Source organism: Pedobacter sp. AC190 (assembly GCF_979258025.1).
Window position 1 is genome coordinate 5,049,658 of record NZ_OZ409824.1, and the last position, 18,193, is coordinate 5,067,850.

General features: G+C 36.1%; 8 protein-coding genes. 4 read left to right on the plus strand and 4 right to left on the minus strand.

Annotation, left to right across the window (positions count from 1 at the left end; translation table 11 throughout):
* Positions 1–35 precede the first annotated feature (35 nt).
* The 3 genes from ACZZZI_RS21985 to ACZZZI_RS21995 are packed head-to-tail and all read right to left on the minus strand — an operon-like array spanning position 36 to position 11,919.
* Positions 36–2,027 carry an OmpA family protein gene (locus ACZZZI_RS21985; protein WP_463491422.1) on the minus strand — a complete coding sequence of 664 codons (1,992 nt, stop codon included), beginning with the start codon at positions 2,025–2,027 and terminating at the stop codon, positions 36–38.
* Positions 2,028–2,035: 8 nt separating this feature from the next.
* A complete protein-coding gene (locus ACZZZI_RS21990; RefSeq protein ID WP_316756896.1) occupies positions 2,036–3,037 on the minus strand; it encodes a PorP/SprF family type IX secretion system membrane protein in 1,002 nt (333 codons plus the stop codon).
* 23 nt (positions 3,038–3,060) lie between these two features.
* The gene (locus tag ACZZZI_RS21995) at positions 3,061–11,919 is read right to left on the minus strand and encodes an Ig-like domain-containing protein (RefSeq protein ID WP_463491424.1); all 8,859 of its coding nucleotides are present in this window, start codon (positions 11,917–11,919) and stop codon (positions 3,061–3,063) included.
* 225 nt (positions 11,920–12,144) lie between these two features.
* On the opposite strand from ACZZZI_RS21995, the gene ACZZZI_RS22000 reads away from it, so the two are divergent.
* The 3 genes from ACZZZI_RS22000 (at position 12,145) to ACZZZI_RS22010 (ending at position 16,119) form a co-directional block, all read left to right on the plus strand.
* A complete protein-coding gene (locus ACZZZI_RS22000; protein ID WP_463491426.1) occupies positions 12,145–14,721 on the plus strand; it encodes a tetratricopeptide repeat protein in 2,577 nt (858 codons plus the stop codon).
* Between the two features lie 94 nt (positions 14,722–14,815).
* Entirely contained in the window at positions 14,816–15,535 is a 720-nt protein-coding gene (locus ACZZZI_RS22005) for a 3-keto-disaccharide hydrolase (protein ID WP_463491428.1), read from the plus strand.
* Positions 15,536–15,825: 290 nt separating this feature from the next.
* A complete protein-coding gene (locus ACZZZI_RS22010) occupies positions 15,826–16,119 on the plus strand; it encodes a hypothetical protein (RefSeq protein ID WP_316756887.1) in 294 nt (97 codons plus the stop codon).
* Positions 16,120–16,587: 468 nt separating this feature from the next.
* On the opposite strand, the gene ACZZZI_RS22015 is transcribed toward ACZZZI_RS22010, so the two are convergent.
* Positions 16,588–17,025 (minus strand): response regulator, encoded by a 438-nt coding sequence (locus tag ACZZZI_RS22015; RefSeq protein ID WP_463491430.1) that lies wholly within the window; start codon positions 17,023–17,025, stop codon positions 16,588–16,590.
* 290 nt (positions 17,026–17,315) lie between these two features.
* Between ACZZZI_RS22015 and ACZZZI_RS22020 the strand changes: the two genes are divergently transcribed.
* Positions 17,316–18,161, plus strand: coding sequence for an alpha/beta fold hydrolase (locus ACZZZI_RS22020; protein WP_316756883.1), 846 nt, complete (start codon positions 17,316–17,318; stop codon positions 18,159–18,161).
* The last annotated feature ends 32 nt before the right edge of the window (positions 18,162–18,193 follow it).

Here is an 18,193-nt window from a genome sequence, read left to right on the forward strand (position 1 = left end):
CCCCCTGCCATACTAAACCAAACACTAAAACAAACTTATTTTTTTGTTACTTTAAATTCTGTTCTACGATTTTTCGCCCTTCCTTCTGGATTATCTTTTCCTTTTTTAAATTTGTTTGGAGCAATAGGCATTGTTTCGCCATAACCTTTGGATGTTAACCTGCCCACTGAAATATTTTTACTTATCAGATAATCTACACAAGATTTCGCTCTCCTATCTGATAAATCCAGGTTATAAGCATCAGTACCTATATCGTCTGTATGGGCACCCAATTCTATTTCCATTTCGGGGTTATCATCCATAATTATCACCAAAGCATCTAAAACTTTCTTCGAAGATTCGGTTAACTCAGCGCTATTAAACTCGTAATAAATATTATCGAGGACAATTGGAACGTTTATTTTAAAGGAATTTATGCAGTAATCTACATACATTAATGTATCTGCCTTTGCTATTTCCTCATAAGTGTAGCTTTTACTTAACGCGAAATAGTTTTCTTTGGTCATATTAAGCTTAACAGGCCTCCTGCTGTCCATTTTAAACTCATATTTTCCAGTTTCGTCTGTTAAAACATGTCTTTCAATTTCCTGATCGAACATTGTAACCGAGGCATTATTTAAAGGTTTTTTCGTTTTACAATCGGCAACTATTCCAGCTATTGAGATATACTCCCGCTTTACTTCAAAAACTTCTAAACAACAAGAAGATTCTCGATCAGAACTGATGTAACCTTTACTTCCATCGGCATTTATTGCTGTAAAATAAATATCATCTTTTGATGAGTTGAAAGGATAGCCCATATTTTTAGGCGTAGACCAGTTTACCAAATCCCCTTCCGATTCAAAAAAATCTAATCCACCAAAACCTACCCTTCCATCTGTGCTAAATATTAATTTTTTAGTTTGAATATTGTAATAAGGCGCTTTCTCGTCTGCATCGGTATTAATTTCGGCACCGAGATTAACTGGTTGACCAAAAGAGCCATCAGCCCTTATTGCAGAATACCATAAATCATAATTACCGTAACCACCAGCCCTATCTGATGAAAACATCAGAAATTTACCATCGGCGGTAACAAACGGCTGTGCAGAATTAAAATCCTTGCTATTAATTTGAAGGCCTAAAGATTGTGGCTTTGTCCATTTATCATCAACTTTCGAAACGGAATAAATCTCATATTTGCTTTTATCCTTCCACGCAGTAAAATAAGCGGTTGTACCTTCGTTATTAAAGCTTAACGCAGCGTATTCCATATCTTTTGGCAAATCCAAATCAATTAATTTTACGGCAACTTCTTGCTCTTGCAAGCCATTTTTAGCCAAATAAATGTTATTAATATAAGGGTTTGCCTTTGTAGATATTTGAGTTTCGCCCTTTACAGTTGTAATAACATCGGGCTTGCCCGAAACAGAAACGGGTCTTGATGACGTAAAATAGAAATTATTGCCGCTTACAACTGGTGCATAATTAGACCCTAAACCATTAACATTACTGGGTATTTTTTTTAATTGAACAAGTCGAGGATATCGCATTTCTTTGATTGCGAACTTGCATGACAAAATCTCGAGGTTGGCCATTTTAACCAGCTCATCAGTTTTATTTTTTTGAATAAATTGCTCAAAAGCAGTAATGGCTTCCGTAAACTTTTTATTTGCCCTTAAACTTTCGCCATAGTAAAACGAAGCTCTTTTATATTTTGGATTGCTAAAGGTACTTGCAACAGCATAATATTTTTCTGCTTCAGCATATTCTCTGTACATTCGGCTAGATTCGGCCAAATTGTAAAGAGAACCTTCATAATCTTCGATTAGCTTGTCATCGCTATTTAACTTCTTCTCTTTTCCATAAGGCAAAATAATCTGAGTGCTATCAGAAGAAATTTTTAAGGCTTTTTTATAAAATGTAGCTGCAGCATAATAATCTTTACTTTGGAAATAGGTATCGGCTACTTTTTTATAATTAACTACATATTGTGCTTTAAGTGTTGTAACTGAAGCTAGAATAAACAAGATGATTAATTTTTTCATAACATTAATTATAAACGAGGACAGAAAAAGTTAGGACCAATTATACCGTTACGACCAATTAAAGAAATAGATAATTCTAAACCGCCATTGCTATTTGATGCTCGCTGGAATGTAGATGTGTTTACATCATAACTTAAACCAAAAACCATATTCTTAAACTGTAAACCAACAAAAGCTATGGCTGCATCTTTAACTCGATAATTACCTCCAAACAGAACATTAGATTGATTATTTACCATTAACTGCGCATAAGCTCCAACCGAAATCTCTCTTGTATTACCCTGGTACATAACCAAAGCGTTAGGTACAACATCTAAAATTTCAGAGGCTCTTATTCTAGCCCCACCATGCCCTGTAAAACGAATTGGTGTACGCGAACTGTTGTCAGAAAATCTTTCTACTGGCCTGTTTAAATGAGCCGCACTTGCACCTACAAACACATTTACATTTTGATTTGGATTACCATCAAAGTACATAATACCAGCGTTAACATCAGGTACGAAAGATGAAGTTGACGAAAAACTTTCACCGCTAATCATTCCACCGTCGTAACCAGTTATGGGATTAAATTGATTTCCAAAACGACCTTGCGATAAATCGAAACTTCTATTTACAAAGCCAGCCTGTAAACCAAAACTTATCATTTGAAGTCCCTCAATACCAAATCTTAACCGATAAGAACCAGAAACCAGGGCCGTTAAATAGTTAAAATCTAATTCCCCAGCTCGTTGATTTAGAATTGTAGCTCCAAATGCAAAATTCTTTGTTGGTGCTACATCAAACGATGCTCCTCCTGTTAAAAAAGAATTAGAAAGTGCCCCCCACTGTTGTTTAAAATTAACTGAAGCTCTATAGTCGCCATCTATTACGCCTGTTAATGCAGGGTTTAACCATAATGGATACGCATAGTATTGCGAAAAGTGAGGATCCGTTTGTGCGTTTGAATTTATCGATACGATACTTAAGATCAGTGCCCCTAGATATATTTTGAATTTTAATAGAATTTTCATAAGATGTAGTTTAAAGCTGTTAATTATCTGATTAGAGTTACTGTACCTTTTTTAATCACTTTTGTTCCGTCTGATGATTCTGCTTCGATCATATAAACATATACACCACTTGGTTGCGCAACACCTTTAAAAGTACCGTCCCATCCCGAAGTGATTGAGTTAACTTGGAAAATTAGTTGTCCCCACTGGGTATAAATATTCATTTTAACAGAAGCTATAGTTGTTCCGTAAACTAGAAATACGTCATTTTTACCATCATTATTAGGGGTAAATACATTTGGAATATAAATTTGATTTCCAAGTGGATTGGATGCTTTCCCTGGTACAGGTATTGAATTAGCACTTGTTTGACACCCAATCTGGCCTAATGCCCGAACAACTAACGTAACGCTTTCATTTGGTTTTAAGCCCGTTATTAAATGGCTTGTTGCACCATTAGATACCTGCCAAGTTGCTCCGTTATTTGTTGATACTTCGTAACCTAAAGCCCCGCTAACAGCATTCCAAGCAAAACTTACGCTATTTGGAGTTGTAGTTTCTACTCTTACAATTGGTACAGCTATAATAGGTAATACGGTAATGGTAACTGGCGTTCTCGAAGCACTTGCACAGCCTGAAGAATTAACACTTTCTACATAAAAAATAGTTGTTGCGGCCAATGCTGGTGTTACAAAAGTACTTCCCTGACCTAATGAAGTGCCACCCGAACTCGTTGCATACCATCTATAAGTTAAGGTTGGATCTGGCGAGGTAACATTCAAAACTGTTGTGCTCCCTACACAAATTATTCCGTTTGCTGCACTTATTAAAGTTGGGGCAACAGGAATTGGTAAAACGGTTACTGGAATTGCCCTTGCGTTACCTGGAGCATTTTCGCATTTATTATCGCCTTTTACGGTTACATAATAAGTGCTTCCAGCATTTAAAATAGATGTTGTGAAGACTGGACCTACAAAAGATATATTAGTAAGTGCCGCATCACTATACCAGGTAAATACTGGATTGGTTACTGTTGTGGATGAGGCTGATAAAACCGCTGCTGAGCTGGTACATACTGCCGTAGTTCCCGATACGATTATATCTGTAGTTGTTGCTAAAGGATTAACGGTAACGGTTACAAGTTTCGCATCGGCTACACCGTTTTCGCACTTGTTTGCGCCTTTAACGGTTACATAAAAATTAGTAGTTGTGGCAACCGAAACATTGTAAGATGGCCCAGTGAATATTGGAACGGTTAAAGATGCATCGCTATACCAGGTAAATACTGGCTGTGTTACGGTTAAACTAGAAGCCATTAAAGTTACGGACGAACCTGAACATATTTGGGCACTATTCAGCGTAATGTCGGCAGCAGTTGCATAATCTCTTACTGTAACAGTAACAACTTTGGAATTTGCTGCGCTGTTTGCACAACTATTATCGCCTTTTACGGTAACATAATAAGTAGTTGTTGTAGTTAACGCTGGTGTTGTAAATGATGCTCCTGAATAAACTACCGTGGTCAAGGCTGCATCGCTATACCAGGTAAATACTGGATTAGTAACCGTTGTCGATGAAGCCGATAATGCTACAGTAGAGTTTTTACAAACGGTTAGTGTACCACTAATATTAATATCGTTTGCATTTGATAAAGGATTAACAGCTACTGTTACCGCTTTTGCTGTAGCTGCTGTATTTTCGCATTTCCCATCACCTTTAACTGTAACATAATAAGTTGTTCCTGTAGTTAAAATCGGTGTGGTAAACGATGCTCCAGAGAAAGCTATGTTGGTTAAAGCTGCATCGCTATACCAGGTAAATACTGCATTTGGCACTGAAGAACTCGCAACCAGTGTAGCTGATGAGCCAGCACATTGAGTTGCTGTACTCGATACATTAATATCTGTTGCAACCGCAATAGGATTAATACCAACATTTATAACTGCAGCATTTCCTACAGAATTAGCACAACGATCGTCGCCACTTACCGTTACATAATATGTTGCATTTGAAGTTATTTGAGGCGTAGTAAATGTAGCACCGACATTAACCACATTGATTAATGATGCATCGCTATACCAGGTAAATATTGGATTAGCAACCGTTAAACTACTGGCAGTAAGCACAGTTGTACTGGCATTACATAAATTTGTATTTCCAGCAACCTGAATATCTGATGCCAACGCATTTTGATTTACAGTAATTGTAACTGGTGTTCTTAATGAATTAGTACAACCTGAGCCTGTTTGCGCTTCAACATAGTATGTGTACGTTCCAGGTAATAAATTTGCATTTGTTGTAAAACTACTGCTGTTACTAACCAATAAACTACCTCCCGCAGCTGCACTATACCAATTGTAGGCTATGCCAGCAACAGGTTGAACGCTTAAAGTTACAGGGGCATTTATACAGGTTGCCACAGGGTTTGTTGTTGATGGTAATGGAGCCGCAGGCGGTGGTGTAATGGTTACAACAACTTTTACTTTTGCAGTCTCGCAACCATTGTTTCCAGTAGCAGTTACAAAGAAATCATAACTTCCAGCGGTTAACGTTGCATCAGTTAAAAAAGTTGCTCCATCTTTTCCTGCTTGATAAACGTTACCCTGATACCATTTATAAACTGTATTTGGTTTCGGATTATTAACACTTAAAACAGCAGATGAGCCTACGCAACTACTAGCAGTTGCCGAACTCACTTCCGGCGCTGTAATAGAACGTTGCGCATAATTAAAATTGATTGATGTTAAAACTCCTACAAGGCCAGAATTTAGGCTAAGTTGAACACCATCAAACTGTTTCGAAGGTAGAAAGACAATTGTTGCTTCACTTCCGTTAGCAGCAAGATCTAAATCAATTAGCTGGCTGTTCAGAGAAACGGCATCTAAGTTCGATGTAGAACCGTTGTAGGTTGTCAAAGTTATATTAGGTAATACCGCAGTTGATAATAAATTACCTGGAGATGAAATTTTAATTCTCAAAGTATCTCCAACATTTGATAAACCACCTGCAAAACCTAATCGATGGTAAACTGAAGTATTTAATACTCCTGCTGGTATAAATAATATCGAACCTGTATTAATATCATTATCAATCGCAGCACCTGGGTTAAATACCCCAGCCCCTGCATTTACACCAACAACATTAGTTTCTAAAGTAGTGTTGGCAATTCCGCAATTGGTTGTGCCTGGCGTAGCTGGAGTAACGGTTACAGTTGCCAGGACTGGTATTGAAGTTCCACATCCAGCAACAGTTGTAGTTACATAATAGGTTGTATTTGCCGTTAAAACTGGTGTAATAAATACATTTCCTGTGTATACTGATGTAGTTAATGAAGCATCACTATACCAGTTCACCGTAGCACCAACTATCGAAGTGGTTGCCGTTAGTACTGCTGTTGTACCTGAAACAATGGTTGCTGAAGTTGGGGTTATTACTGGTGCATTAGGAGTAGCGCCGATGTTTACAGTTGCTGGCACTTTTGCCGATGCTAATCCACAACTATTTACAGCTTCAAGTTGGTAAACTGTATTTACTAGTGGAGATACAGTTAACGTTGTGCCATCTGGCCCTGCAGAATTATTATTAGCATCGTACCATTTGTAGATAATGCCATTAACAGGATTTTTAACCTGTAAAATAATAGTACTTCCAAAACATGCATTTACTATAGGAGATAATAATTCTGGTGTAGCTGGCGCAGGCTGTGCAATTACATCAACTTCGGTTTTTGCACTAACACAACCTGATGCAGAAACAATTGCGACATAAAATTTTGCATCGGCGGTTAAAGGTTGGGTCGAATAAATCGGTCCATCGAAAACTGCATTCTGAGCTGCATCAAACCATCTATAGGTAACTCCAGGAATTGGATTTAAAACCTGAAGCGATGCCGCTACGCCAATACAACCGCTAACATTCGATGATACAACTGTTGGTGCAAGCAAACTACGTTGCATATAATTCAGGTTAACTGAGGTTAATGCGCTGGCAACTCCCGAATTTAAACGAAGTTCTGCGCCATTAAAAGCAGCAGATGGGATTAAAGTTATTAATGCCTGTGTATTTCCATTTAACAACTGAACGTTTAGTAAATTGCTGCTTAACAAAGTGGCATCGTTATTTGATGTTGCTCCATTGTATGTTGTTATAGATATATTATTTAAAACTCCGACTGATAAAATACTTTGAGGAAATGAAACTAAGACACTTAAAGTATCGCCCACGCTGGATAAGCTACTAAAATATAAAGTTTGATGTACGGAGGCTCCAAGTGCGCCTATAGGCATAACTAAAGAGGAAGCTGTTTGTGCATCGTTATCTATGGCAAGTCCAGCATTAAATACTCCAGAAAGCAATGCCACTCCTGTTACGCCATTTATTTGAGTTGAGGCAACTTCACAAGGTATCCCTATGGGTGTACCAGTTCCATTAACAGTTATTGTTACACCTACACGACTTGCTGAAGGACAGCCTGCAGCGGAAACAGCCTCCACAAAATAACTTGTAGTAGTCGTTAAAGGTGGTGTAACAAATGTTGCTCCACTATAAATCGGATTGGTAGCACTAGCAGAATCATACCAATTAAAGGTTACTCCACTTTCAGAAGAACTGGCATTTAAAGTTGATGTTTGACCAGCGTTTACAGTTGAAGATGAAACCGTTACCGTCGGTGTTACAGGTAACGGGTTAACATTAACATTTGCAGCAACTCTGTTTGCACTAGCGCAGCTTCCATTTGCTGCCTCTAAATAATAAGTTATATTGTTATTTAAACCTGGAGTTACAAAAACACTACCTGTAAAAACTGGTGTTACACCTGCTAAAGTCGTATACCAGTTATAAGTTAAGGCTGGATCTGGATTGCTAACAGAAAGCGTTGCAACAGAACCTGAACAAACATTTGCTATTGGTGCTAAAACAGGTGTTGTAATTGCTGGAATTACAGTAACCACAACAGGAATTCTATCCGAATTTGGACAAGTTCCTTTGGCTACTTCGATATAATAAATAGTTGTAGAAGTTAAAGCTGGGGTGTTAAAGTTCTCACCTGTTGCCAGAAGATTCCCTCCAGTAGCTGCATCATACCATTTCAAATTTGTACCGCCATTGGCTGTAGCGGATAAGTTCGCGATTGCCCCCGAGCAAATTGTTTGTGAACCGCTGATAATGGTTGGCGCTGGATAAACAATTGTTGCACCATAGATATCTAAACTGCTAATAGCTGATACTAATCCGCCAAATCGAAGTTCCACTCGATCAAAAACGCCTCCTGCAGGTAGAGTAGCTTTAAACCTTGTGCCACCTAATAATGCTAGCCTTAATGTTGACGAATTTAACCTGTAGCTGCTAACCAGTGTTGTACCATTTAGTACATTTACGGTAATATTGCTCAAAACGGATAGATCCAGTAATCCTGTTGGTAAACCTAAATCTAAACGAACGCTATCGGTAGCTGCTCCTAAAGAAGGAAATATTAATTGTTGATATCCTGTAGCTAAAGCACCTACAGCTAATGAAATTCTTGTGAAATTATTAGGATCCGTATCCGTTGAGTTTCCCGCTCCAGTAATGCCACATAAAACACATATCCCAACAATACCTGTATTTTGTGCATTTGCAAAATTACAATTTGCATTTCCACCGCCAGTAATAACAGTAACTGTAACAGCCACTCTATTACTGCTTACACAACCACTAGCATTTGTTGTTTCAACATAAAAAGTAGTTGTAGTTAATAATGACGGTGTTGTGTAATTTGAACCTGTTGCTAATTCAGTTCCACCGCTTGGAGCATCATACCATTTTATTGTATCCCCAGCATCAGCTGTTGCAACTAATGTGGTGGTTTGTCCTGAGTTGATGGTCTGATTATTTGTTGTTACAACAGCGGGATTCGCCGCTGGATTAATAGAAACTGCCACAGCCGTTCTCGCACTCACAGCAGTACCAGAAATAGCTTCTGCATAAAAAGTTGTGGGTGCATTTAAAACTGATGTTACAAAAACCCCATTATTATTTGTAGCCAAAGGCGTATTACCAGTTGATGCGTACCAATTATAGGTAACACCACTTTGAAGGTTGCTAACACTTAAGGTAGCTGTTTTGCCAACACAAATTGCTACACTAGCAATTGCAGGCTGATTAACATTAACAACGATTGTATAATCGGTATTAACTCTATTGTTGTTTGCATCTGATGCAGTTAATGAAATTACAAATGTCCCTCCTAAAGTAGGCGTACCCGTTATTTCCCTTGTGCTTGTATTAAAATTTAAACCTGGAGGCAAATTGGTGGCCAAATAACTATAAGGCCCTGTGCCGCCCGTTACAGTTGGTAATGTTTGCGTAGGATAAACATTACCGACAATGCCACTTGGAAGCGTTGCCGTTGGTAACGATAATAAACCAATAACTTTTAGAGGATAAGTATTAGATGCAGTATTATTCTGAGCATCAATCACCCTTAAAGAAATTGTATAATTACCACTTTGACTCGGAGTTCCGGTAATCTCACGTGATGTGGGATTAAATGTTAATCCTGGAGGTAAGCCTGTGGCTGAATAAATATATGGACTTACACCGCCAGTTGCAGATGGCAGAGTTTGGCTGACATAAACAACTCCTTCACTTCCATCAGCAAGTACAGCTGATGGCAAAACAAGTGGATCGGTTACAACAATTGTATAATTTGTGGTTATAGTTTTACCATCTGCATCAGTAACCGTAACAGGAAAAGTATAGGTACCAGCCGCAGAAGGTGTACCCGTAATCTCTTGATTTGCTGCATTAAACACCAAACCTGGAGGCAGATTAGTAGCGGCATACACATAAGGTCCTGTTCCACCTGTTGCCGACGGAATAACCTGCGCAGGATAAGGGTTGCCTGTTGTACCATTGGCCAAAACCGCTGCTGGCAATACCAATGGATTAGTAATTTTAACGTTAAATCCAGAAGTTACACTATTTCCATTGGCGTCGGTTACTGTTATGGGAATAGTATATGTACCAACTTGAGTTGGTGTTCCGCTTACTTGTCTGGTCGATGGATCGAAAGTTAAACCTGGAGGCAAATTTATTGCCGAATAAACATAAGGTTCTGTTCCGCCCGTAGCTGCAGGAATAATTTGTGGCGAATAAGTAGTGCCAGTAACTCCATTTGGCAAATTACCTGGTGTAAGCACTAATGCAGCAGTAACTACAATTGTAAAGTTAGCTGTCGTTGCACACCCTTTACTGTCGGTTGCCGTTATAGAAAAAGGGAAAGTTCCTGTAACGGTTGGTGTTCCAGAAATTAATCCGCTAGACGATAAAGCTAATCCTGAAGGTAAAGCACTTCCACTTGTAATAGTATATGTAAAACCTGGAGTTCCACCTGTCGCAGCATCAATTTGTTTGGTATATTGAAATCCATTAGTGCCGTTTGCTAAAGTACTTGCATTAAAAACAATTGCTGGATTTACCGTAACGATAATTGGTACCCGCCCCGATTCCTGTAAACAATTAATCCTTCTAGTGGCTACGTAATAAGTTTTATTTGCTGTTAAAGCTGGTGTAGTATAAGTACCATTAAAAGGTGTTACCGCTAAAGCAGTGCCACCTTGTATGACATCGTACCAAATTAATTCATTAGTATTTAAGGTTGTAGCAGTTAAAGCAGCTGTTCCGTTATAGCAAGCGGCAACGTTATTACTAGCTGGCAAAACAAATGTTGGCCTGCCAGATGATCTTGTTAAGCCGTAAATTAAAATCGTTTGTGTTAAATTAACATTTAATAAGGACGACAATCTTACCTCAACCCGATCAAATGCTACACCTGGAGAAAATGGAACGGTTACTGGCTGACCGTTATTAAGCAATGCCAGTAAATCGACACTTAATAGCGTAGATGCTGATTGAGAAAAAACCTGAGCGCCCCCGTTATATGCAATAACCGACAAGCGGCTTAATACGCCCGCATTAAGCAGTGCCGATGAAGCACTAAATCTCAAATTTATATCGTCTCCTACATTGGAAGGCGTATCAAAATAAAAATTCTGACTAATTGATCCTGCAACTCCTAATGCACCTAAACTTAATTCTGAGTAATTATTTTGGTTGGCATCAATGGCATAACTTGGATTAGTTACACCTGCTTTGCCTAAGCCTAAAACATCGAGCGTTATGCCATTCCCTTCAAATCCTGTGGCGAAAGCTGGTGCGCACGAATCAACTCCACTGGTATAAAAAGCATTATAAACCCTTGTGTTATTCAATGTACCTAATAATAATGCACTGGTTACGTCTCTAACATAAACCCTGTCATAATCTTGTGTTGGCCGTAGCGCTACATAAAAAAAACCGTCAGCACCCCTTAACAACCTTAAGTTCGAACTCGTAAAAACACCTGTGCTAGAACCACTTAAAACAGTTGTTCCAGCAGTATTTCTTGCCCCAACTTCGATAGAATGATTACCTAAAGCGACACCACCAACTACACCAGACAGCAATCCACCTAAATTTCCACCCAATAATTGGTTTAACAAAGTTGTATCAGTACTTATTCGAACATAAGATGTGGTTCCAGCAGGAATTGTATTCGGAAACTTAAGTTCTATTTCCCCTGCATAAGCACCCAATCCAAGTGCTAAACCACCCGAGGATTTTACAGTAGCAAATGTTAAAGGATCTGAAGTTATAGCGTTTGCAGAATTTTCTACCGTGGGTGTAAAACAAGCGCCAAGGCCAAGTGTACCACAACCAGTTAATGATGATTGACCATTACCAGTTACCGAACTTACTTCATTTGCATAAACTTTTGTTTGACTATACGATTTCTGATAAATCAGCGTTATTAAAAGGAGTGTAATTAATTGAACAATACACAGTTTTCCCAATGGGGATGGGTAGGTAAAGTTTTTCATCATGTCAGGCGTTTTTAGGGTTGATTATGTGAGCAAAAAAAACATCCCCCTAAAGAGTGCTTTTGTTTGTCATTTCAAATCTACGTCAGCAATATGCACTCAGTTTTATCCATTACCGTTCATTTATTATCTTAAAAGCTCATTCATTTTGTTCATAGGTATTTTGTTACCTAAATGATTTCCGCTATTGCATAATTTTAGTGACATTCGTATTATCATCCTCTATTAATGAATACAAACGAATTGCTCTCTCAACTAAGGAAGTTCGTTCTTATAAAATCGGGTTTAAGAAATATTGATCCCGCCCATTGTAAGACAATTTCGGAGCTTATCTTTAAGGAAACTAAAAATTACGTCAGCGAAACCACGGTGAAACGGTTCTTTGGCTTCGCACAAACTGTACATAAATTTTCGTTATTTACATTAAATAGCTTGTCGCAGTATATTGGATTTGTAGATTGGGAATCGTTTTGCAAAGACAAAGAGAATGAAACCGCTGATGTTAATGACATTTGGCAGGATTTAAAGTTAAAGTGCCAGGCCATTACCGAAATTTCTTTAATTGCAAAAAAGAACAGTTCTGGCGTTCCTTTCGATGCTACGGCTAACCGAAGTTTTTTATATGCCGATTTTAATTATTTTTTAAAAAACAACTACCAGTTTACAACAATTAGTGCCCAGCCTGGTCAGGGAAAATCAATCCTTCTGGCACACCTGGTAGAACATTTTTTTTATGGCGAAGATGCGATTTATAAAAAGGATATTGTTCTCCTTATTAATGCTGGAACCATCAACGACATTATTCAGAATGGCTTAACATTAAAAGATTGGTTTTATAAGGAGCTTAAATTTGCGGGTGTTAGCGAACTTATTGCTCATTTTAAAAAAGATCAAAAAAATGCGAAAGGCCGATTTATATTAATAATTGATGGTATTGATCAGTTTTTATCAAACATTAAATTTTTTAAAACATTTACCCATTTTTTATTCAGTATTGAAGAAAGCGATTTTGTTAAAATTGTATTAGGATTACGGGTAAATAACTGGGTAAATCTGCAACCTGCAATAACTGGCTCGGCATTTTTAACAAAGGTATGGTATAAAGGTTTATTTTTTGATGACGACAAAAACACAAATGTTCCGCCGTTAAATAAAGAGGAGATTTTATTTACTTTAAGCTGCATTGAAGGAAAAGTAGTAAAAGAAGATGAAGTCCATCACAGTTTACTCGAACAGTTTAGAACACCATTTTGGCTGCAAATCTATTATAAACTCAAGCAAGAAAATTCATCGCATAAGCTTATTAATCCTATTTTATGTTACGAACTGATCAACTATTTTTTAGAAAATAAAATCTTTCTATCGAAAAACAGTACCGAGAAAACTTTTATTTTAAAGGAAGTAAGCGGAAGTATATCCAAAGGAAACATTTGTCATCGCGTTGCCAAAGAAAATATCCTTAGTTATATTAAAAACTATCAGGAATCTTATCAGGAACTTATTTACAGTGGTATTTTAATTGAAGAAAAAAGGTTAACAACTTCTATTCCAACCGAAATTATAAGGTTTTTAAACAATGATATTTACACTTATTTTTTATTCCTTCAATTAACCGAAAAATTCCAATTTAAACCCAATAAAGCCTTTTTTGAAGAAATTTTAACTTCCTATTCTAATCAGCCTGACTTAAGAAACTACATGCTAAACTGGAGCATTAGGTTTTGCGTAAATAGAAATGAGATAAAGACCCTAAGCTATATTTTTCAATTACCATTTTCTAATACAGAAAAAAACAAGGCTTTCGATTTTATTTGCGATGTAGCCTTATTCGAACTAAGTAAAGCAAGCTCTAACTTTAACGCACAAACCATCGATATGAATTTTATCGATTTAATGGTTATGAGTAGGTTAATGAGTAAAAACTACAAAGAATGTATTAAAAAGATCTCTGAAAAGGTATTTGATGAGGATATCCAAATTATGCTTAATGTTATTGAAAGTAGCATAAACGTTATCGATATAGATAAAGCTGGATTAACGGAAAGTATGCAACTTCTTAAAAGAAACGGCAAAAAACTGGCAGAATTATTTCCCATCAATCCTTACGATTTCATTTTATTCTTCTCTAACCTTTTACAAAACAAACCAAGCAACAGCAAAATACTTAATGAGAAAATTGATAATCTTTGCGAACAAGTTAACAATAGTGGAGTTTACAGAAATATTGAAATAACTAGTGCAGAAATTATCTGTTACAGATTAGTTTTAATTGTTTTGTTTGCCGATAAAAATTATAAAGGTTGCTTAAAATTTTTAACTGCAATATTAAAAAAATATCCAGGCCTATTTTATTTACGATCATCAATTTTCCCTCCTTTTTTGCTGGTAATGTTAGCGCAAACCTATATCAAGCTTAATCAGAATAAAAAAGCGCAAAGAATTATTCAGTACCTCGAAAAGGCTATCGACAACGAAAAAATTTACTATAGCTCGTATATTGAGGGTGTATATATTCTAGCTAAAGCTAACTTTTTAAATCACACAGGTAACTACCCAAACGCTTTACTCGAAATAACCAGAGGAATAACTTTAGCACAAGATCATAAGTTTAACACATTAGAAATAAGCTTTAGATTAATGGAAATAGATGCTTTGAAAAGCAATAATGAAATCGAGAAAGTTAATCAAGCCATTAAAAGCTTGTTAAATTTTTTAGTGCTGCATAAATTATCGATGCCAAGTTTTACAAATATCAATAACGAAGACTTTGATCATACCTTTAATATTCTAAGATCTTATAAGTAAAACGCAACTGTACTAAAACGATTTGTAACAGTTTAAACGCACTTTATCAGAAAAATATAAATTATATTACATTCGAAATAAAAAACGAATACTGATGAAAAAAACATTGTTATTTTTTGCTGCATTTGTGCTTTTATATGGCGCAAGCATGGCTCAAACACCGAATACCTTGACCAAAAAAGAGGTTAAAAACGGCTGGAAGTTATTGTTCGATGGTAAAACCACAAAAGGTTGGCATACTTACCTTCGTGATACTGTAGGTTCAAAATGGACTGTACAAAATGGTGCAATTGTTTTCGACCCGTCGAAACCGAAAAACGGCGGTGGCGATATTGTAACTAACGAAGAGTACGAAAATTACGAATTAAATCTGGAGTGGAAAATATCTAAAGGTGGTAATAGCGGTATTATTTTCGACATTCAGGAAGATCCAAAATTTTACGCAACCTATTTAACAGGCCCTGAAATGCAGGTACTTGATAATGTTGATGCGCAAGATAATAAAAAAGAAAATCACCTTGCTGGTTGTTTGTACGACATGTCGGGTAATGCTTCTGTATCTAAACCTAAACCCGTAGGCGAATGGAACCAGGTAAGATTAATACAAAATAAAGGCCACCTAACTTTCTATCTTAACGGAACAAAAACATTTGATGGACAAATTGGTAGTGAAGAATGGAATAAATTGGTTCAAAACAGCAAGTTTAAAGAATCTTCGTTTTCTAACTTCGCTAAAGTAGCAAAAGGTAAAATTGCGCTACAAGAACATCCTGGTTCGAGCCAGTGGAGAAATATTAAGATTAAAACATTATAATCTTCAGTAAAGAAAACCAAAAAGCCTTAAATAGAATTCTATTTAAGGCTTTTTTATTAAGTATCTAGTAAACTGCTACAAGTTAAATTTATTTCTAAGCAAAAACACATTATTATTTTATAGCATTAAAATAAATTTGCAAATGGGATCATTTTATTAAATTAAATTGGATACAAATAAAAAAATGTTCAAAAATAAAACGCTCAAAATCAAAAGCAGTTGATATTTTTGCGGCTATGTTACCAAAATTCAAAACCCTATACTTTTTTGAAAATACTGATATAATTATAATGGAAATTCAAAGAATGGATTTAGCAGATCATGCTGATGCTTCTGAACTGTACCATTGGTTATTCTTAGATAAACTTTCCGATTCTCTGGTAAAGTTATGGTTTCGTTCTATGGATACTTCTACCGAAATACAAGAACGTTACTTTGAACAAGGCTATCTTAAATTTAATTCTTTAGATGCAACCTATATAGAAAAGTATAATTCGGCACAACACAAGCTTACAAATTTTAGCGAAAGACCACTATTACCTGAGCTCGAAATAGTTATAGAAAATTACCTTAAAAAACCTTAGCAAATACATTTTGTTAAGATTTAGTAAAGAAAAATAAATTTATAGCCAAAATTTGGAAACATCATGTAATAACTTTATTTTCGATTCGAGAGCGTTAATTTAGATAACGGGCATTAAAACAGTTTTGTTTTTTGCCCGTTTTTTTATTTCATTTATTGAAGCAAAAAGACCCTTAAAACAAAAAAAGCCCATTAATTAAAATGGGCTTAAGTTTTTGCAAAGAAGCAGTAAAAATCTACCTAAAGTTATATAAACAAAGGTAAAAGATTATGTCATCTTCGCCATTTATACAATAAACACGACAATTGGCCTTAGATGAATAAAATCGAGCCTTAATAAAGGTAAGTTCTATTCAAAGCAAACAGGCGCATCTAATGGAGCAGTTAACGAAACATCAACTGTTTATTATATCCTAATTTCAAAACTATAATAATACGACGATAAATACAAATAACATCTATTAAAAACTTAACTTTTCGAAGCTGGTTGTTTAATTAAACTATTATTAAAGAAAACGGAAAGTGCTTCGTTTGCTTTAAGTTCGGCAAAGTCTTTTGTTTTAAAAGGTTTTGTTAAATAGGCTTTAACGTTTTTATACGAGCCTGCTTTAATTTTATCGCTCTGATTATCAGATGAAGTTAATAAAACCACAAAAATCTGTTCTTTAAAAGGATTTTTTTCGATTTCATCGAGCATATCCCAACCGCTCACTCCAGGCATATTTATATCTAAAAAAACAAGAAAGCTTATCTTTAATGAAGCTCTTAATTTTAAAAACTCTAAAGCCGAACTCGCATCAGGGAAATAATCTGTATCCCAAACTGGTTGGCAATCTTCAATCATAATTTGATGAATAAACAAAACCAGTTTATCGTCATCAATCACTATGGCTCTAACACGCTTCATAAAAGACCTTAAATTTTCTATTTAAATAGATGTGGATTGCATATTCGCTGCAACATTTTTTCTGCTACAATTTAAACGCTTTAGTTTAATTACCAAAATAATAAGGGCTTGTCATTCTGTTCATTATTTAGTGGCTTTATTTTCATAAAAGTTATAATCAAGCGCAGGCTCAAAATAAAAAAAAGAATAAATTTATATAATTCGTTAACATTTTTACATAAAAACGGCTATTAAACTTCGCAAGTTAATTTCTGATTTTTAATTTAGTAATTAAATTGTCCCAACAAAGTATGTCTACCATTATTGAAAGAAACCATGTTAACGTCATTGGTTCAGGCGAACGGGTTATTATGCTTGCTCATGGCTTTGGTTGCGACCAAACTACCTGGAGATTCATTACAGATGCCTTTTTAAAAGATTATAAACTTATACTTTTCGATTATGTGGGCTGTGGCCTTTCAGATATTTCTGAGTATGATTACCACAAGTACGCTACATTAGATGGTTATGCTTGCGATGTTTTAGATATTATAGAAGCACTTAAGCTAAAAGAAGTCATTTTCATAGGCCATTCTGTTAGCGGAATGATTGGAATGCTTGCGGCACTACAGAAACCAGAATTATTCGAAAAATTAATTTTTATAGGCGCTTCCCCTAAATACATAAACGCTAATCAATACTTTGGAGGTTTAGAGCGAGATCAAGTGGAAGAGCTGTTTAACTCTATGGCTAATGATTATCTGGGCTGGGCAAAATATATGGTCCCCGAGGTTATGCAAAATGCAGATCATCCAGAGTTTGGTGAGGTATTGCTCGAATCCTTTGAAGCTATGAATCCAAAAATGGCTTTAGCCTTTGCCAAAGCAACATTTAACTGCGATTACAGAGATCGTTTGAAAGAACTTACAGTTCCAAGTGTTAGTTTGCAAGCTAAAGAAGATTTCATTTCTTCTGAATCTGTTGGAAATTACATTAAACGCCATACGCCACATAATGCAATGCATATGATGAATGCAACTGGCCATTACCCGCACATTAGTGCACCAGAAGAAACCATAAAAGCAATTAAATCTTACATAGAAACCGATAGCAAACTGAAAGGTAAGATTCGCGATTCCAGATTACAACCTGTATAACTAACCAAAAAGCCTTGAAAGATTATTTCAAG

Coding starts and splice junctions, on each gene's coding strand:
- ACZZZI_RS22020 (WP_316756883.1), top strand. CDS start 17,316: ATGTCTACCATTATTGAAAGAAACCATGTTAACGTCATTGGTTCAGGC.
- ACZZZI_RS22015 (WP_463491430.1), bottom strand. CDS start 17,025: ATGAAGCGTGTTAGAGCCATAGTGATTGATGACGATAAACTGGTTTTG.
- ACZZZI_RS22000 (WP_463491426.1), top strand. CDS start 12,145: ATGAATACAAACGAATTGCTCTCTCAACTAAGGAAGTTCGTTCTTATA.
- ACZZZI_RS22005 (WP_463491428.1), top strand. CDS start 14,816: ATGAAAAAAACATTGTTATTTTTTGCTGCATTTGTGCTTTTATATGGC.
- ACZZZI_RS21990 (WP_316756896.1), bottom strand. CDS start 3,037: ATGAAAATTCTATTAAAATTCAAAATATATCTAGGGGCACTGATCTTA.
- ACZZZI_RS22010 (WP_316756887.1), top strand. CDS start 15,826: ATGGAAATTCAAAGAATGGATTTAGCAGATCATGCTGATGCTTCTGAA.
- ACZZZI_RS21995 (WP_463491424.1), bottom strand. CDS start 11,919: ATGATGAAAAACTTTACCTACCCATCCCCATTGGGAAAACTGTGTATT.
- ACZZZI_RS21985 (WP_463491422.1), bottom strand. CDS start 2,027: ATGAAAAAATTAATCATCTTGTTTATTCTAGCTTCAGTTACAACACTT.